Raw genomic sequence first — 14,668 nt, 5'->3', positions numbered from 1 at the left:
GGCTCGACGTCCTCGCCCCCGCCCGGCTCGCGGAGCTCTTCACCTCGGATTACTGCGTATCTAGTCGACATGGCCGGCCTCCCTCGAGAGGAAACCCGCCTCGCGCCGGAGCCACTCCAGCTCGAGCACGATGTACTTCGGCCGTACGCCTCGCGTGTCCGGCGATAGCTCCATCAGGGTGTGCGCCAGGTCCGCGAGCTGCGCGTCGTCGACGTCGTAGTGGAGTCGGTCGACCGCGAGCTTCGCAGCCACGATGCAGCGCAGCTGCAGGTCGTTGATCGCCTTGAGCTGCTCGTCGTCGACCTGGCGTCCGGCGAGCAGCTCGGCGACGAGCTGGCGCTCGCGCACCACCTGCCTGGAGCGCGGGCTCACGGGGCCTCCGCGCGCGCCTGCGCGCCGCTCGTGCTGCGTCCCTTCTGCGGGCGCGCGCTGGTGAACAAGCGCCGCTGCACCAGCTCGAGCTTCTGGTCGCGCTCGCGCACGACCTTCCGCGCGGCGAGCTCGTCGCACGCCGCGTGCGTGCGCTGCGCGAACGGCTGCTCCTCCGCCTCGAGGCCGGCGCGGAGCTCCGCACGGGAGAGGGACCGCTCGGCGAGCACTTCGACGATGCGCTCTTGGAGCCTCCCGCAGACCGAGCACAGGGTCGGCGCGACCCAGCAGCATCCACCCTCGCAGGCCGCGTCCTCCGTGCAGCCGCACACCGCGCACGCCTCCTCGCCCGCGCCGGCCTGGCGCGCGTCGCGAGACGCGCTGGACTTGGCCGTTGAACTCGCCGCGGCCTGGCGCGCATCGGGAGGGGCGCCAGCCTTGGCCGGCGGGCTCGCCGCGGCCTGGCGCGCCTTGCCCTTTGCCGGGCGCTTCGGAGCCGCTTCGCGCGCATCCTGCGCGGCCGTCTCGCGGGCCTTCCGCAGCGCCGCAGCGTGGATCCTCTTCAGGTCCACGCCGTAGAACAGCGCCGCCATGTGGAGAGCGGACCCGTCTCGTGCGTAGGACGCGTCGCCCTGGCTGCCGACGAGGATCTCGATCGCGATCGCGCGTGTCTCGGGCTCCTTGGCTCCGGCGACGTCACGCACGATGGCGTCCGCCTCGCTCTCGTCGCCGCGCACCTCGACCTTCCGACGCGCGATCACGTCGCTCAGGTGCCACGTGTCGACGACCTGCAAGAGGAGCGCGACCAGGAAGCGCCAGAACGCGGCTGTAGGCCGCATCTCGCCCGCCTTGTCGGCGATCGCGCCGAGCGCCTTCTCGTAGGCGCTCTGCTCTGCGGCGCGCGCGACGCGAGCCTCGGCCGCGGACCTTCCGCCCGCCGGCGCGGCGCGCGGCTCCTCGGGAGCGGTGAGCGCCCCGGCGCGCTCGAGCGCCTGGACGGCCTCCGAGCGCGGCACGAGCTCGTGCACGCGACCATGAGGATCGCGCACCACCATGACCGGCGCCGGCCGCTGGAGGACCTCGCGCCACGACCGCGCGCGCGGCAGCTCGTCGTCATCGGCGTCCACCGCGCCCGCAGGCGGCGCGTTGGGCGGCACCATGTAGCAGGGGTTGTCGAGCTCGACGTACTCGTTGGCCGTCTTGCCCGCCATGCCACCGTGCGGGTACAGCCGCGCCGCCTCGAGCCCGTCGACGACCCGGGCGCCGCGCGCCACCGCGGCCGCGGACACGCGCCCCCAGTGCGCTTCCTGCTTGGCCGCAAAGCAGGTGCGATCCGTGCAGCGATCCTCATCCTCGCCAGCGACGGCGTAGAGCAGCATCTGCGCCCCGCTCCGCTTCGGGCACCTCGAGCAGGGCCCGGCGTCGGGCACGAGGCGCGCGTCGTCCGGATCGAACTGCGCCGCGGAGAGCCGGAGCATGAACTCACGCTCCACCATCCGCGTCACCTCGAACGGGCTGAACTCCTCGCGGGCCAGGACGCGGGCGACGGCGGCGGCTCGGTCGTCGGGGTGCTGGATGCGCCCGAGCGCCTCCGCAGACCGGAGGGGCAGCGCGCCGCCCTCGAGGGCGCGCTGAGCGTCCTCGGGCAGGGTCAGCAGCTTGAGCCGCCGGAGCACGCGGGCCTCGGTCTTGTTCACCATCCTCGCGATCTCGTGGGTCGCTCGCCCGAACCGCTGCTGCAGCAGCTGGTACGAGCGCGCCTCGTCCAGCGGCGAGACGTCCTCGCGCTGGCCGTTCTCGATCTGCTGGAGGACGACTACCTGTTCCACGGTCAGATCGTCCCGGTGCTCGGCGGGTACGGTCGCGAGCTCGGCGACCTTCGCGGCGTTCCAGCGTCGCTCGCCGAAGATGATTTCGTACGTGCCCTCTTCCACCGAGCTCCGGATCCAGAGCGGCTCGAGGACGCCGTGCTCCCGGACGCTCTCGACCAGATCGGCGCCGTCTCGATTCCTGGTGCGGGGCTGCGTGGGAGATGGGATGAGGCGATTGACGGGCGCCTCGACGATGATGCGATCGGACCTCCGCAGGGGTTCGCCTGCGGCGGGGGTCATGCTACGGGTCATGAGCGCGGCCTTTCTTCCGAGGGGTGGCGTTGGGCTCGGCGGGTGTGAGCGCACCTCCGGGCCCGCTTTCGTTCGGCAACAGGGCCTCGGCCCGGCGCGACCCGCGCGCAGGGCCCGCCGGCTCACAGGCCTGCCGGCTCTCCTCTTGGGGCTCCGAGGCCGGCTGCGGCGCCTGGCCGCCGCCCGCATCTATGAAGCGCCGACGCGCGTTGGACAGCTGCTCCCAGATGTCGAGGACGTTGTTGAGGTGTGCTGCGTCTGGGTGCGCGCCACGCGGCAACGGGCCCTGGGAGCCGAGCAGATCGAGCAGCGCGAACTCGGTGGCCATGGCCTCGCGCTGGAGGGTCTGAAGACGCGGCAGCTCGATCTCCCACCAGATGGGGCTCGGATCCGCTTTGGCGCGTGCTTGCGCCTCCGAGACCCGCTCACCGAAGAACTCGGCGTTGACCGCCGCCTCCCGGTGCAGCGCACGCAGGACGGCGAGCGCCTGCGGGCCCCAGCGCCGCTTGCTGCCCTTGCCCGTCATCGAGCCCTCCTGCGAGCTCGCGGGGCCTGCCCGCGCTCGCCGGCGACAGCGGCCTGGGCCCGGCGCGACCCGCGCGCAGGGCCCGCCGGCTCACAGGCCTGCCGGCTCTCTTCCTCGCGCCCGCGGGTCGCCGGCGCGGGCTGGCCGGCGGTGGCCCCGGGTGAATCCTTCGCGCCAACGGCGGCGAGCTCGCGGCGGTACAAGCCGCGGCAGGCTCGCCGGTTCACGTCCCACATGACAGCGAGGGCGCGATCGAGGGTCATCTGCTCGATGAAGCCCTCGTCGTCCCCGACCTCCACGGGGGCGGGTTCCGCGGCCTGCGGCGCGATGAGCGCGTCGAACGTCTGCTGCTGCGCGCGCACGTGCTCGTAGAGCTCCTCGAGGAGCTCGCGGTTGCGCGCGCCTCCCGGCGCCCCGCTCGCCTCGAGCTCGCGGAACTCGTCGAGCGCCGTACGCAGGTCGTTGGCCTCGTTCGCGAGCCACCGACGCACGATTCGCAGAGCGGCCAGCGTCTGCGGCCTCCAGTTCACCGGGCGCTGCGCCGGGTCGGCGCCGGCGCGCCGCTTCTTCGGGTGGCTCATCGAGCAGGCCTCCGCGAGGGAGCGGGGACGGCTCGCCTCGTCGCCCGGGAGAGACCGCTACCCGGTCCCCGAGCGGTGATGCTCCGCCACTTGTGCCACGCCACCTCCCCCCCGGTGGCCTGCTCGATGTCCCACGCGAAATCGACTGAGGTCCTCCGGCGCTCGCCGTTGAGCGCGCGCTGCACGGTGATGCGGTCGAGGTCGTGCAGCTCGCAGAACTTCGGGACGCTGAGGTCCCGACGTGTGAGGTACGCCCGGAGCTCGCGGGCGCCATCGGTAGGACGATGAACAGGCACAGCAAGACGCTAAGGTACAAGTTTGAACGTGTCAACTTGTACGAACAGGGTCGGGAATTGTGCTACAGTCCGGTCCCGGTACCGTCGGCGGCGTGACGCTCGCGGAACGACTCAAGGCCCTCCGGAAGGCCATGCAGCTGACCCAGGAGGAGCTGGCGGAGAGATCAGGCCTCCGACGCACTGAGCTTCCTCGCCTGGAGAAGGGAAGCAACAAGGGGAGCTCGCTGGCGATACGCGAGGCCCTGGCTGACGGGTTCGGCGTGACGCTCGCCCAAATCAACGCCTACCTGGATGGGCACGCTGACCTGCAGGAGACCATAGAGCTCATCAAGCAGGGCCGCTCCACCCACGAGTCCACGATGAGTCCGTTCGATATCGCGGTTGCATACATGGGCGACGCCGTCTCCACGGAGGCAATCACGCGCGTCCGAGCGTGGGCCCGAGGCCAGCCGACCGAGCTCCCGCCTCGCGCCTACGGAGAGAAGCTCATCGAGGTCCAGCGCGAACTGCTCGGACAGCTGGCGGAGCTCCAAACGGCATCGAGCCCAGGTACGCACGTGCGTAAGAAGAAGACCAGCTAGCAAGCGCCCAACTTGTACGTACAAGTTGACACGTACAAAATAGAACCGTACGCTTGGTCTCGATGGACGCAGTTCCTTCCGACGACCGCCCCACGGATCCGGCCCCTCCGAGCTACCCGGCAGATGCTGAAGAGCGCTGCAGCGCGTGCGCGGGGTCCGGCCTGTGCAGCAACTGCAGCGGCTTCGGCCGCCGGCAGGGTGGAGGGCTCTGCGTCGCGTGCAACGGCGGCGACTGCGCCGTCTGCGACGGTGTTGGCTGGCGCGTCGCCCCTGCCGACGGCGGCAGCGCCGCGCCGCCGCTGACGCTGGGGCAGCGGCTCGACCGCGAGGAGCAGGAACGCCAGCGCCTCACCGAGGAGCTGGCGCGGGTCACCGCCGAGCTGCGTGCTTCGGAGCAGCGGCTGGCGGATCTCCGCGCGGAGTGGGGCGCGGTACCGCCGCCGACGCCGTGCGAGGGATGCCGCGGCTCAGGGCTGTGCCTGCGGTGCGGCTGGGATGCGATCGTCGTCGCTGGCCGCCGCATTCCCGGCAGCGCCGAGGTAGTCGGCGCCGCCCCGGGCCAGGCGATCTGCGGCTGCGTCGCGGGGCGCTGCCGGGACTGCGGCGGCTCAGGGGCCAGCGCGCCCTCGACGGGGGCGCCGTGAACCGGACGCCCGTCGTGGTCTACCCGATGGACGTCGAGCGCGACGGGGGCGCGCGCCGCATCGCCGTGGTGCAGCTGCCGGACGGGGCGCTGCGGTACCTCGACTGCGACGCCTGCGCCCCCTGGAACGACGAGCTCTCACCAGCGGAGCTCGCGCAGGCGCGCGAAGGGCTGGAGAGCGAGGAGCGCCGGCAGGGCCGGCGGGAGGAGACCGACCATGCCGGGTGAGGATCGGGGGTGGCGCCTAGTCTGGACGCAGCGGGAGCAGGCGTGGCCGGACGGGCTGGGACGCGTCGTGACCGATACCGTGGCGGAGTTCACGCGCGCGAGGGGCATTGCGCAGAACGAGGACAACGCCATGGCGGCGACGCTGTTGCTCGTGTTCGTTGCGCTCGAGATCGCCCTCCAGAGCGGCGTCCCGAGAGTCCGGGTGTTCAACGGGGTGGTCCAGATGCTGGCGCACAAGACCGGCGCGGAGCTCCTCGAGGTGCCGCTCCAGGGCGCGCGCGGGTCGGGGCGCGAAAAGCCCTCATAGACGCGACAGGAGGGGCTTGTGGCGGGGGTGCTGTTCGCCGTGCTCGCTGTGCTCGTCACCTACGACGTCGTGAGGTGGCTCGTGCGGCGACGGCGGGGGTCGTCAGAGCGTCTGCGCGCTGACGCGCGTGTTCCGGTTGCGCGGTTGGCGCAGGGCCCACCGCGCGCGAGGTCGACAACGGAGGTCCAGATGTTCGAGCTAGCCGTGCTCGTGGTGTCCGCGTGCGTGCTCGTGGGCTGGTTGGGTGTGAGGCTCGTGCGGTGGTGGCGCGGGCTCCGCGAGGCCTTTCGCGAGGTGCCTTCAGGCCACTACGGGGTCTACTACGTCGAGGATCCGACGCCGCTGCGCTCGCGCGGCGTCGCGTGCAAGGAGATCAGCGACGGCTTGTACGTGGTCGAGTTCCCGGTGTCGGGGAGGCTGGTCTACAACGGCCCCGACAAGAAGGAGTTCTTGACCGCATTCGACGGGGCGGCGTTCGTCGCGACGCCGGTGACGCGAGACCCGGACAGGCCGTGGCGGCTCGTGGGTCCGGTGCCGGCGCTCAGCAACCCGAACCGGGGGGGCTGGTCATGGTGACCGAGGTGCTCGTGGACCAGGCGATCGTGCGCGTCTATGTCGAGGTCGACGGCATCGGCTACTCGGCCGGGCTGACGACGGGCGGTGGGCTGCAGATCGAGCGGCGCGGCGAGGTGGTCGACACCGGGCGCTTCAACGGCCGGCACATCGTCGGCATCTCTGGCGAGGTGCCGCTGCCGGCCGCCGCGTACTTGGCGCTGGAGAAGGCGCTGCAAGGGGCCGCGGCGCTCGTGCAGTGGCTGGTGGGTCCGACGGCCCGGGAGCCGTCGTCCGCGGCGTCGGAGCTCGCGCGATGAGCCGCCACGTCATGGTGACGGCCTGCGCGAGCCTGGGGCCTCGCGGGCTGCGGTGCCACATGCCCGCCGGGCACGCGGGCCGGCACTACTGCGACGTCGATCCCCCCGCGGAGCCGTGCGACGTGTGCGAGGCCGCCGCGGGGGAGCATTGCGCCGATGCCGCGGCGTGCGCGCGGACGAGGGCGAGGGACTACGACGAAGCGCTGTTGGCGCTCGCGCTCACGCTCGCGCTCTCGGTGGAGGTCCGGTGAGCGCCCCGGCCGCGCCCCCGAGGATCCTCACGCCCCGCGAAGCGGCCGCGATCCTGCGCGTGTCGGCGAAGACGGTGGTGCGCCTCTGCGAGCGCGAGGCCATTCCGGGAGCGACGCGGGTCGGCCAGCGATGGCGGATCCCGGAGTGGGGTATCGTGGCGCTCTTCTCGCCGGAGGCTGCCGGCCAACGAGGTGGACATGCCCGTCTATCCAAAGACCGGGCGCCGCGGGACGTGGCGCGTGGTGATCTCGATTCGGGGTCGGCAGAGGGAGTGGATCGTCACGGGGCCGAAGGCGCAGGCGGAGGCGTTCGAGGCGAGAAAGCGCGTCGAGATCGAGGCGGGCGAGCCCGCGGAGGTCAGAGCCGCTCCAAGGTTCTGCGACTTCTGCTTGGTCCGGTACCGCCCTCACGCTGAGATGCACCTCAGGCCCTCCACGTGGAAGGTGCGCGCCTACCAGCTCGCGACGCTCATCGAGCACTTCGGCGAGCTGCGCCTCACCGCGATCACGACCGAGAGCGTCGAGGCGTACAAGCGCCGGCGGCTCGCGGACGGCAAGCAGGCGCGCACGATCAACAACGAGCTCGCCGTGCTCCAGGCCGTCAGCACGTACGCGCGAGAGATCCCGGTGCCGATCGCCCGGTTCAACATCCAGCCGCTGCCCGTCCGTGGCCGGGGGCGCGTGACGTACTGGACCGAGGGGCAGATCAGCGCGCTCTACGAGGCCCTCGAGGAGCTGTCGCCCGAGCTGCTGCCGGTCGTGGTCTTCCTGGTGAACACGGGCTGCCGGAAGGGGGAGGCCCTCGCCCTGACGTGGGAGCAGGTCGACATCGAGCGCGGCCACATCCGCATCTGGCCGAACGCGGAGTGGCAGCCGAAGGACAACGAGCCTCGGGAGGTGCCCATCGGAGAGGCGCTGCTGCCGTGGCTGCGGCGCGAGCGGCGCTCGTCGCGATGGGTGTTCCCATGCAGCACCGGCAGCCGCTGGCGCTGCTGGCCGAAGCTCCAGTTCGACCGCGCGCGGCGCGCTGCGGGGCACGACCGCGCGTGCCCTGTCTGGACCGACCACCAGCGGGCCTGCCTCTGCGGAGCGAAGGGCCTGCGCGGCGGCCCGCACACCGCGCGGCACACGTTCGCGGCGCACTTCCTCAAGGCGCTGCCCGACATGTACCTGCTGTCCCAGCTGCTAGGGCACAGCGAGACGAGGACCTCGAAGCTCTATGCGCACCTGCTCCCGGAGCACCTGGAGCGGGCGCGCGGCGCCGTCTCGCTCGTGCCGAGCGTGGGCGCAGCGGCCGCCGAGGCGCGGCGGAGGTGGAGCTGATGGACAACGTGCCGAAGGGAGCCAGGATGCCGAGGCTCACGCTCGCGGTGGTCAACCAGAAGGGGGGCGTGGGCAAGACGACCCTCGCCGTGAACCTCGCGGCCGCGGCGCACCTGGAGGGGCGCCGGACGCTGCTGCTCGACCTCGACGCGCAGGGGTCCGCGCTCGACTGGAGCGCCACCCGTGAGGCGTCGAGCAGGCTCGACGGCCTGGCGTGCGCGAAGGCGGACCGCGCGCTCAACCTGCCCCGATTTCGCGAGCTCACCGCGGGCTACGACGTCGCCGTGCTGGACGGTCCGCCGCGGCTCGGCGACGTCACGCGCTCCGCGGCGCTCGCCGCTGACGTGGTGCTCGTACCGCTGCGCCCTGGGGCCTTCGACTGGTGGGCCGCCGCCGATACGCTGGCGCTCCTCGACTCCGCCGACCTGGCGCGCGACGAGATGCAGCGCCCGCGGGCCCGGCGGCTCTTCGTGCTGAACGCCGTGAACGAGCGCACGCGCGGCGGGCGCGCCGCCCTCGAGGCGCTGCGGTCGGTCGGCGAGCTCGCGCCGAGCATCGGCGCGCGCGTCGCGTTCAGCGACGCCGCGCTCGCGGGCGAGTCGGTGCTCACGACCGCGCCGGGCGGCCCGGCCGCGGCCGAGCTCCTGGCGGTGTGGCGCGCGCTCGCGGGGCGGAGGGAGGCGACGGATGGCTGAGCCGTTGAGGCCCACGAGGCCGAGCGAGGCGCGCGCGGCCGCGGCGGAGGAAGCGCGCCGGTTCCTCGGCGAGGGAGACCAGGTCCCGCTCAAGATCATGGTCACCGAGAAAACGCGGCTGGCGTTCAAGCGCGGGGCCGCCGCCCAGGGGATGAGCATGCGGCGCATGGTGCTCCTCTGGGCGCGCGACGCGGGCATCGAGGTGGACCTCGTCGACCTCGAGAAGCACGAATGAGCGACGAAGAGAAGGACCGCGCGATTGAGCACCTGGCGAACGTGCTGCAGGCGCATCTCGCGCCGGGCTACCGGCAGGCGGTCAAGGGGCGCAGCCGGGACGGCGCAAGTCGGGCCTGTGCCGCGAGCGCCGACGACGCCGTCGCCGAGGCGATGCTGCTGAAGCGGCCACCGGCGATCGTGCAGGCCCTGCACGACGAGAGGCTCGCGGAGGCCCGCGAAGTCGTGCTCGACGTGCTCGTGGCACGCGGTTTGGATGTTTCCGAGTCGGTACGCGTCGAGGTGTCGCGTTGCGCCGACCTCGCGCAGCTTAAGCGCTGGCTCCGGCGCGCCGTCACAGCGACGAGCGCCGTCGAGGCGGTCGACCTCAGCGGCCCCCTGAACGACACGGAGGCGAGCGGCTGATGAGCTCTCGGCAAGGCCCCCCGGGGCCGAGGAGGGGCTCACCTGGGAGGCATTCCTTCGTGCGCCAGGGAGCCCGACCGAGGCCCGCGTGGGCGGATCCCGATGGTACAAATGTACCATTTGTACCATTTGGACCATCGGCTACGCTTGAACCCATGGATCCGCGCCGCCCGCCGATGAGCCTGGCCTGCCCTCCCCACGCCGCCGGCGGGGTCGCCGCGGCCTTCCCAGCGCAGCGAGCGTACCGCGAGCCGCGCGTCGATGATCGCCTGGCGCCACCCGAGTCGCGCGTCGAGTACCTGGGCGGAAAGAAGCTCATCGCGGCGCCCGCCGACGCGCCGCATGCGACGCGCCACTGTGACCTCGCTCATGTGATCCGAGCCTACGTGGCGCCGGGCTACACGGCGGCGGTCGACATGCTCACGCGCACGTCGGCCGAGTCGGACTTCGCCCCCGACGTGAGCATCTTTCCGGCAGACCCTGACCCCGCGACCGGCGGGCGGCGCCTCGAGGAGCTCGCGTTCGAGGTCGCGAGCGAGCAGGCCATGAGCGTGCCCACAACCAAGGCTCGCGAGCTCGTCCGGCGCGGCGTGCGCCGCGTCTTCTGCCTGGTCCTCAAGCAGTCGAGCACTTTCGAGTGGTCGCGCGCGAACAACAACTGGGCGCCGTTGTCGAACGACGCCGTCATCGAGGATCGCTGCCTCGTGCGGCCGCTGCCCGTCCGCGCGCTGCTCGACGCCGCGAGCGCCGATAACGCCGTCGCCGAGGCGATGCTGCTGAAACGGCCGCCGGCGATCGCGCAGGCCCTGCACGACGAGAGGCTGGTCGCGGCCCGTGATGCGGTGCTCGCGGTCCTCGAAGCGCGCGGCCTCGACGCGTCTGAGCGGGTGCGCGCGGAGGTGTCACGTTGCACCGACCTCGCGCAGCTGAATCACTGGCTCCGACACGCGGCAACCGCCTCAGGCGCCGCCGAGGCCATCGACCTCTCGGAGAAGGCCCGCGGGAGCTGAGGGCATGGGCCAGCCTGCCGAGAAGCACCGCCGCGCGACGTACGCCGACCTCGAGGCGGTTCCGCCGCACAAGGTGGCGGAGCTCATCGGCGGCGAGCTGCACGTGACCTCTCGCGGCGCGCCGCGGCACGCCAATGCGAGGGGAGCTCTTCTCGTCGAGCTCGGCCCGTTGGATCGACCCGGGGGCTGGTGGATTCTGAACGGGCCCGAACTGCACTTCCCCGACCCGAGCTCGCCGGATGACTCGGACGTGCTCGTGCCGGACCTCGTGGGCTGGCGCCGCGAGCGCATGCCCGAGCTCCCCGAGACGGCCTACGTCGAGCTGGCGCCGGACTGGGTCTGCGACGTCTTGACCGAGTCGACCGAGGAGCTGAAGCGCGAGCTGAAGATGCACGTCTACGCGCGCGAAGGCGTGCGGCACGCATGGCTCGTCGATCCTCGCAAGCGGACGCTCGAAGCGCACACGCTGCTCCCGAGCGGTGCCTGGGCTCTGGTTGGAACGCACCGGGAAGCGGCGCGCCTGCGCATCGCGCCGTTCCAGGCGATCGAGCTCGACCTCGCCGCACTCTGGGCGAAGTAGGAGTAGGCCGGCGGCGCGTTGCTGGGCGGCGCAGCGTCTTTCGGGGACAGCCGCCGAGCTCGGCCCCCTACTCGCTTGGCGATCCGCCGGCGCCGCATCGACGTGGCTGGCCGTGTCACAGCCCTTTGGACTCGTCGATGCGGCGCACCCGGCGGCGGACAGCACGCGGACGCGCGAGCGGAGCGTAGCACGGGGCTGCTCACAGGGCCGCGCGCGCCGACCGTCTGCTCGTCCCGAGGAGGGTCGAAGCGCGACCCGGCCTGGCCAGGATCTGGCCAGGCTCCGCATTCCCGCTGTGGCCTCTGAGGGCTCCGGTGGCCGAAAAACGCCGCTAAATCTGGCCCTGCCACGGTGACCAGTATAATCGCACTCTAGAGGTCGCAGGTTCGATCCCTGTCAGGTCCACCCTCGAAGCAGCTCAGTTCTCTTTCTTAACCGTTCTTCTTCGTCCTCCCCGCAATCGCTCTTCGCTCGAGAGCGTGCGGCTTCATGAGAAGCGGTCCGCGTAGAGCGTGCGAGCTCACGCGATTGCGCAATGACGCCCGAAGGGGTGTTTTCATCCGCGCCGGGTCAGCTCGCAGCGCGCTGAGCTCCCGGTGCGGGGCGCTCGTCGACAGCGCCGTGTGCCTCGCTGCGCTGAGCTCCCGCGCGGCTGCGGATGGCGCTCACAGCGCCGCGTGAGTCATGTCGCTCCGCGGTCGATGAGATGGAGCGCCCACGGGGGCGGCGCGCGGCGCGATCCGATGCGCTCCTCGGCGCGCAGAGGCCGCGCGGCCGATGGGCTCACGCTGCCGGCGCCTCCGCGCTGCCTGGCGCTCGGCTCGCCGAGACGGCGCGGAGGCTCGGATCGCTCACTCGTCGATCGGCTCGAAATCGGCCTTGGTCGCGCCGCACTCCGGGCACATCCAGGAGTCGGGCAGGTCCTCGAACGAGGTCCCGGGCGCGATGCCGGTGTCGGGGTCACCGACCCCCGGGTCATAGACGAATCCGCACACCAGACACCGATATTTCTTCATCCGTGGTCCTCCTCAGGAGCTCGACGAGCGGCGCAAGACGCTACCACGAGGGCGGACACGACCGCAGATGAACCTTCTGGTCCGCACCGCAGCTCTCGCCGCGGCGCCCAGGTCCCGCGCCTCGGCGCGCCGCCCCGCCGATCGCGGGCCCGAGGGGCGGGCGCCTCACGGCGGCGCCGGAGCGCCGCGCACCGCGAGCTGCTTCTTCCGCAACACGCGCGCGATCGGCCAGTAGGCGAGCCGGAGCACCCACCGCGGGCAGATGACGCCGAGATGGATGACGAGCCACGCCACCACCCCGGGCACCACGAGCGCGCGGCCGCGGTCCACCGCGCGGACCAGCGTGCGCGCGCAGCGCTCCGGGGAGATCGAGAGGAGCGCTGGAGGCTCGAGGCCCGTGAAGTTGCCGGCCACCTCGTTGAACTCGGTCCTCACGGGCCCCGGACAGACCTGCGTCACCCGCACGCCGGTGCCGGCGAGGTCGAGGCGGAGCGCTTCGGTAAAGCTCGTGACGAAGTGCTTCGTGCCGACGTACGAGGCCATCCCGGGCCCGAACGTCATCCCGAAGCCGGAGCTCACGTTGGCGATCGCGCCGCGCCCGCGCGACACCATCGGGCCGACGAGCCGGTGCGTGAGGTACGCGAGGCTCGTCACGTTCAGCGCGATCATCTGCTCGGTGCGCGACCACGCGGACAGGTCGAACACGCCGAGGTCGCCGAAGCCGGCGTTGTTGACGAGGACGTCGACCCCCCCGACCTCGGCCTCGACGGCGAGCAGCATCGCGTCGACCGCGGCCCGATCGGTGACGTCGCAGCCGAAGACGAGCACGGCGAGCGCCGGGCGCGCCGCGACGAGCTCGGCGCGCAGCGCCTCCAGGCGATCCTTGCGGCGCGCGACGAGCACGAGCGCCCGGGCGCGATGGGCGATCTCGTGCGCCAGCGCGCGGCCGATGCCCGACGACGCGCCGGTGATGAGCACGACCCCGCTGTCGATCGGCGATTGCACGGCCGGAAGGGTTGCCCGGCGCCCCCCGGGCGCGCAAGGGGCCCCTCGCCGGCCGGCCTCGTGTCGCCCACGGTCCCGCGCTTCCGCCCTCCCGCGCTTCCGCTATCCGGCGTTTCCGCGTTTCCGCGCTTCCGTTATCCGGCGTTTCCGCGCTCCCACGCTTCCGCCCTCCCGCAGCCCACCCACCACACCCCGCAGGCCGCGCGAGCGCGCCGCGCGGCATCTCGGAGAAATTGGGCGAAGCGGAGAAGCGCACCTCGGAGGAGATAGGCGCGCAGGAGGCACCTCGACATCCATTGCGCTACCTTCGAGACCGCGAGTCGCAGCCGACCGGTAACATGCATCACCCCGGAGGCGCCCCCGCGACCGCCGCCAGCACCGCGCCTTGGCCGGCGAGCGCGCCCGACGGCGCGGCCGCGGCGCGCGTTGACGTCCACGGCGGCTCTCTCATACCGTGGACGGCGTCCTCACGAGCCAGGAGACCTCATGCGTTGGCCCTCATCTCTCATCAGTGCGCTCTTCCTCGCCGCCGGGCTGGGCGCCTGCGAACGATCCGCGGATTACGAGCACAAGGCCCCCCCGGCCTCGAACACGGCAAAGCCGGCCGCGACCGCAGCGGCGACAAGCGACGTGAAGCCGCTCGTCTTCGATCCGAAGGACGTCAAGTCCTTCAAGGTCCTGCCCGCCAAATTCGAGAGCGACAAGAACCCGATCACCGATGACAAGGTGACCCTGGGAAGGATGCTGTGGTACGAGACGCGCCTCTCGAAGAACCAAGAGCTCTCCTGCAACTCGTGTCATGGCCTCTCGACCTACGGCGTCGACAACAAGCAGTTCTCCTCCGGGCACAAGGGCCAGCTCGGCGGCCGCAACTCGCCCTCTGCGTACAACGCGGGCTTCCACGTCGCCCAGTTCTGGGACGGCCGCGCGGCCACGCTCGAGGACCAGGCCAAAGGGCCTATCCTGAACCCGGTCGAGATGGCCATGCCGGACGAGAAGCGGGTCATCACGACGCTCAAGTCGATCCCCGACTACGTGAAGCTCTTCAAGACGGCCTTCCCCGACGACAAGGAGCCGATCACCTACGACAACATGGCCAAGGCGATCGGCGCGTTCGAGCGCGGCCTGGTCACGCCGTCGCGCTTCGACAAGTTCCTGGGCGGCGACGACAAGGCCCTTACCGCCGAGGAGAAGGCCGGCTTCCACAAGTTCATCTCGCTCGGGTGCCCGACCTGCCACACGGGCGTGGCCGTCGGCGGCTCGACGTTCCAGAAGCTCGGCCTCGTGAAGGAGTACCCCGGCCTCAAGGACAACGGGCGCTTCGACGCCACGAAGGACGAGAAGGACAAGTTCTTCTTCCGCGTCCCGAGCCTCAGGAACGTCGAGAAGACCTTCCCGTACTTCCACGACGGCTCGCTCGCGACGCTCGACGAGACCGTGACCAAGATGGCGTGGCACCAGCTCGGCGTGGAGGCCAAGCCCGAAGAGGTGAAGTCCATCGTCGCGTTCCTCAAGTCGCTCACCGGCGACCTCCCGACCGACTACATCAAGCAGCCCGAGCTGCCCAAGAGCGGGCCGACCACGCCCAAGGCCGACCCGACGTGAGCTGATCACGCTGTTCAC

20 protein-coding genes and 1 pseudogene are annotated in these 14,668 nt (G+C 71.7%); 15 read left to right on the top strand and 6 right to left on the bottom strand.

Annotated elements, in window-relative coordinates:
• Positions 1-60 precede the first annotated feature (60 nt).
• From WMF14_RS01865 to WMF14_RS01850, 4 genes are read right to left on the bottom strand one after another with little or no spacing between them, the layout of a single operon-like run.
• Complete coding sequence (locus WMF14_RS01865) at positions 61-372, bottom strand: hypothetical protein (RefSeq protein WP_437798475.1); 312 nt, start codon at positions 370-372, stop codon at positions 61-63.
• Complete coding sequence (locus WMF14_RS01860; RefSeq protein ID WP_437798474.1) at positions 369-2,492, bottom strand: ParB/RepB/Spo0J family partition protein; 2,124 nt, start codon at positions 2,490-2,492, stop codon at positions 369-371. Before WMF14_RS01860 ends, WMF14_RS01865 begins: the two co-directional genes overlap by 4 nt.
• Positions 2,482-3,018, bottom strand: a complete 537-nt coding sequence (locus WMF14_RS01855) for a hypothetical protein (protein WP_437798473.1) — start codon at positions 3,016-3,018, stop codon at positions 2,482-2,484. Before WMF14_RS01855 ends, WMF14_RS01860 begins: the two co-directional genes overlap by 11 nt.
• Positions 3,015-3,599 (bottom strand): hypothetical protein, encoded by a 585-nt coding sequence (locus tag WMF14_RS01850; RefSeq protein ID WP_437798472.1) that lies wholly within the window; start codon positions 3,597-3,599, stop codon positions 3,015-3,017. The genes WMF14_RS01855 and WMF14_RS01850 overlap by 4 nt, the downstream gene beginning before the upstream one ends.
• A gap of 388 nt (positions 3,600-3,987) precedes the next feature.
• Between WMF14_RS01850 and WMF14_RS01845 the strand changes: the two genes are divergently transcribed.
• The 14 genes and pseudogenes from WMF14_RS01845 to WMF14_RS01780 all read left to right on the top strand — a co-directional run bounded on the left by WMF14_RS01845 (position 3,988) and on the right by WMF14_RS01780 (position 11,024).
• Complete coding sequence (locus WMF14_RS01845) at positions 3,988-4,476, top strand: helix-turn-helix domain-containing protein (RefSeq protein WP_437798471.1); 489 nt, start codon at positions 3,988-3,990, stop codon at positions 4,474-4,476.
• Between the two features lie 62 nt (positions 4,477-4,538).
• On the top strand, positions 4,539-5,120 hold the full coding sequence (locus WMF14_RS01840) for a hypothetical protein (protein WP_437798470.1): 582 nt from the start codon (positions 4,539-4,541) through the stop codon (positions 5,118-5,120).
• The gene (locus WMF14_RS01835) at positions 5,117-5,347 is read left to right on the top strand and encodes a hypothetical protein (RefSeq protein WP_437798469.1); all 231 of its coding nucleotides are present in this window, start codon (positions 5,117-5,119) and stop codon (positions 5,345-5,347) included. The genes WMF14_RS01840 and WMF14_RS01835 overlap by 4 nt, the downstream gene beginning before the upstream one ends.
• Positions 5,337-5,654, top strand: a complete 318-nt coding sequence (locus WMF14_RS01830) for a hypothetical protein (RefSeq protein WP_437798468.1) — start codon at positions 5,337-5,339, stop codon at positions 5,652-5,654. Before WMF14_RS01835 ends, WMF14_RS01830 begins: the two co-directional genes overlap by 11 nt.
• A 189-nt stretch (positions 5,655-5,843) precedes the next feature.
• The gene (locus tag WMF14_RS01825; RefSeq protein ID WP_437798467.1) at positions 5,844-6,230 is read left to right on the top strand and encodes a hypothetical protein; all 387 of its coding nucleotides are present in this window, start codon (positions 5,844-5,846) and stop codon (positions 6,228-6,230) included.
• A complete protein-coding gene (locus WMF14_RS01820; protein WP_437798466.1) occupies positions 6,224-6,526 on the top strand; it encodes a hypothetical protein in 303 nt (100 codons plus the stop codon). The genes WMF14_RS01825 and WMF14_RS01820 overlap by 7 nt, the downstream gene beginning before the upstream one ends.
• The gene (locus WMF14_RS01815; RefSeq protein WP_437798465.1) at positions 6,523-6,777 is read left to right on the top strand and encodes a hypothetical protein; all 255 of its coding nucleotides are present in this window, start codon (positions 6,523-6,525) and stop codon (positions 6,775-6,777) included. The genes WMF14_RS01820 and WMF14_RS01815 overlap by 4 nt, the downstream gene beginning before the upstream one ends.
• Positions 6,693-6,926: pseudogene (locus WMF14_RS01810) on the top strand (helix-turn-helix domain-containing protein); the annotation flags it as partial. The gene WMF14_RS01815 and the pseudogene WMF14_RS01810, both read left to right, overlap by 85 nt.
• 49 nt (positions 6,927-6,975) lie before the next feature.
• Positions 6,976-8,100 carry a tyrosine-type recombinase/integrase gene (locus WMF14_RS01805; protein ID WP_437798464.1) on the top strand — a complete coding sequence of 375 codons (1,125 nt, stop codon included), beginning with the start codon at positions 6,976-6,978 and terminating at the stop codon, positions 8,098-8,100.
• On the top strand, positions 8,100-8,795 hold the full coding sequence (locus WMF14_RS01800) for an AAA family ATPase (RefSeq protein WP_437798463.1): 696 nt from the start codon (positions 8,100-8,102) through the stop codon (positions 8,793-8,795). The genes WMF14_RS01805 and WMF14_RS01800 overlap by 1 nt, the downstream gene beginning before the upstream one ends.
• Positions 8,788-9,030 carry a hypothetical protein gene (locus WMF14_RS01795; RefSeq protein WP_437798462.1) on the top strand — a complete coding sequence of 81 codons (243 nt, stop codon included), beginning with the start codon at positions 8,788-8,790 and terminating at the stop codon, positions 9,028-9,030. The genes WMF14_RS01800 and WMF14_RS01795 overlap by 8 nt, the downstream gene beginning before the upstream one ends.
• The gene (locus WMF14_RS01790) at positions 9,027-9,434 is read left to right on the top strand and encodes a hypothetical protein (RefSeq protein WP_437798461.1); all 408 of its coding nucleotides are present in this window, start codon (positions 9,027-9,029) and stop codon (positions 9,432-9,434) included. The genes WMF14_RS01795 and WMF14_RS01790 overlap by 4 nt, the downstream gene beginning before the upstream one ends.
• A 155-nt stretch (positions 9,435-9,589) precedes the next feature.
• Positions 9,590-10,444 (top strand): Uma2 family endonuclease, encoded by an 855-nt coding sequence (locus tag WMF14_RS01785; protein ID WP_437798460.1) that lies wholly within the window; start codon positions 9,590-9,592, stop codon positions 10,442-10,444.
• 4 nt (positions 10,445-10,448) lie between these two features.
• Positions 10,449-11,024 carry a Uma2 family endonuclease gene (locus tag WMF14_RS01780; protein WP_437798459.1) on the top strand — a complete coding sequence of 192 codons (576 nt, stop codon included), beginning with the start codon at positions 10,449-10,451 and terminating at the stop codon, positions 11,022-11,024.
• An 851-nt stretch (positions 11,025-11,875) separates the two neighbouring features.
• On the opposite strand, the gene rd is transcribed toward WMF14_RS01780, so the two are convergent.
• On the bottom strand, positions 11,876-12,040 hold the full coding sequence (rd, locus tag WMF14_RS01775) for a rubredoxin (RefSeq protein ID WP_012232973.1): 165 nt from the start codon (positions 12,038-12,040) through the stop codon (positions 11,876-11,878).
• 165 nt (positions 12,041-12,205) lie between these two features.
• On the bottom strand, positions 12,206-13,045 hold the full coding sequence (locus WMF14_RS01770) for an SDR family NAD(P)-dependent oxidoreductase (protein WP_437798458.1): 840 nt from the start codon (positions 13,043-13,045) through the stop codon (positions 12,206-12,208).
• A gap of 486 nt (positions 13,046-13,531) precedes the next feature.
• Between WMF14_RS01770 and WMF14_RS01765 the strand changes: the two genes are divergently transcribed.
• Positions 13,532-14,650 carry a cytochrome-c peroxidase gene (locus WMF14_RS01765; protein WP_437798457.1) on the top strand — a complete coding sequence of 373 codons (1,119 nt, stop codon included), beginning with the start codon at positions 13,532-13,534 and terminating at the stop codon, positions 14,648-14,650.
• Positions 14,651-14,668: the final 18 nt, after the last annotated feature.

It is taken from the genome of Sorangium sp. So ce693 (assembly GCF_051521375.1).
Classification (GTDB): domain Bacteria; phylum Myxococcota_A; class Polyangia; order Polyangiales; family Polyangiaceae; genus Sorangium; species Sorangium atrum.
Note: the sequence above shows the minus strand (reverse complement) of the source record. Positions and strands in the feature narration are given on the sequence as shown.

Coding starts and splice junctions, on each gene's coding strand:
- WMF14_RS01825 (WP_437798467.1), top strand. CDS start 5,844: ATGTTCGAGCTAGCCGTGCTCGTGGTGTCCGCGTGCGTGCTCGTGGGC.
- WMF14_RS01785 (WP_437798460.1), top strand. CDS start 9,590: ATGGATCCGCGCCGCCCGCCGATGAGCCTGGCCTGCCCTCCCCACGCC.
- WMF14_RS01780 (WP_437798459.1), top strand. CDS start 10,449: ATGGGCCAGCCTGCCGAGAAGCACCGCCGCGCGACGTACGCCGACCTC.
- WMF14_RS01860 (WP_437798474.1), bottom strand. CDS start 2,492: ATGACCCGTAGCATGACCCCCGCCGCAGGCGAACCCCTGCGGAGGTCC.
- WMF14_RS01795 (WP_437798462.1), top strand. CDS start 8,788: ATGGCTGAGCCGTTGAGGCCCACGAGGCCGAGCGAGGCGCGCGCGGCC.
- WMF14_RS01790 (WP_437798461.1), top strand. CDS start 9,027: ATGAGCGACGAAGAGAAGGACCGCGCGATTGAGCACCTGGCGAACGTG.
- WMF14_RS01800 (WP_437798463.1), top strand. CDS start 8,100: ATGGACAACGTGCCGAAGGGAGCCAGGATGCCGAGGCTCACGCTCGCG.
- WMF14_RS01815 (WP_437798465.1), top strand. CDS start 6,523: ATGAGCCGCCACGTCATGGTGACGGCCTGCGCGAGCCTGGGGCCTCGC.
- rd (WP_012232973.1), bottom strand. CDS start 12,040: ATGAAGAAATATCGGTGTCTGGTGTGCGGATTCGTCTATGACCCGGGG.
- WMF14_RS01765 (WP_437798457.1), top strand. CDS start 13,532: ATGCGTTGGCCCTCATCTCTCATCAGTGCGCTCTTCCTCGCCGCCGGG.
- WMF14_RS01850 (WP_437798472.1), bottom strand. CDS start 3,599: ATGAGCCACCCGAAGAAGCGGCGCGCCGGCGCCGACCCGGCGCAGCGC.
- WMF14_RS01820 (WP_437798466.1), top strand. CDS start 6,224: ATGGTGACCGAGGTGCTCGTGGACCAGGCGATCGTGCGCGTCTATGTC.
- WMF14_RS01830 (WP_437798468.1), top strand. CDS start 5,337: ATGCCGGGTGAGGATCGGGGGTGGCGCCTAGTCTGGACGCAGCGGGAG.
- WMF14_RS01840 (WP_437798470.1), top strand. CDS start 4,539: ATGGACGCAGTTCCTTCCGACGACCGCCCCACGGATCCGGCCCCTCCG.
- WMF14_RS01855 (WP_437798473.1), bottom strand. CDS start 3,018: ATGACGGGCAAGGGCAGCAAGCGGCGCTGGGGCCCGCAGGCGCTCGCC.
- WMF14_RS01805 (WP_437798464.1), top strand. CDS start 6,976: ATGCCCGTCTATCCAAAGACCGGGCGCCGCGGGACGTGGCGCGTGGTG.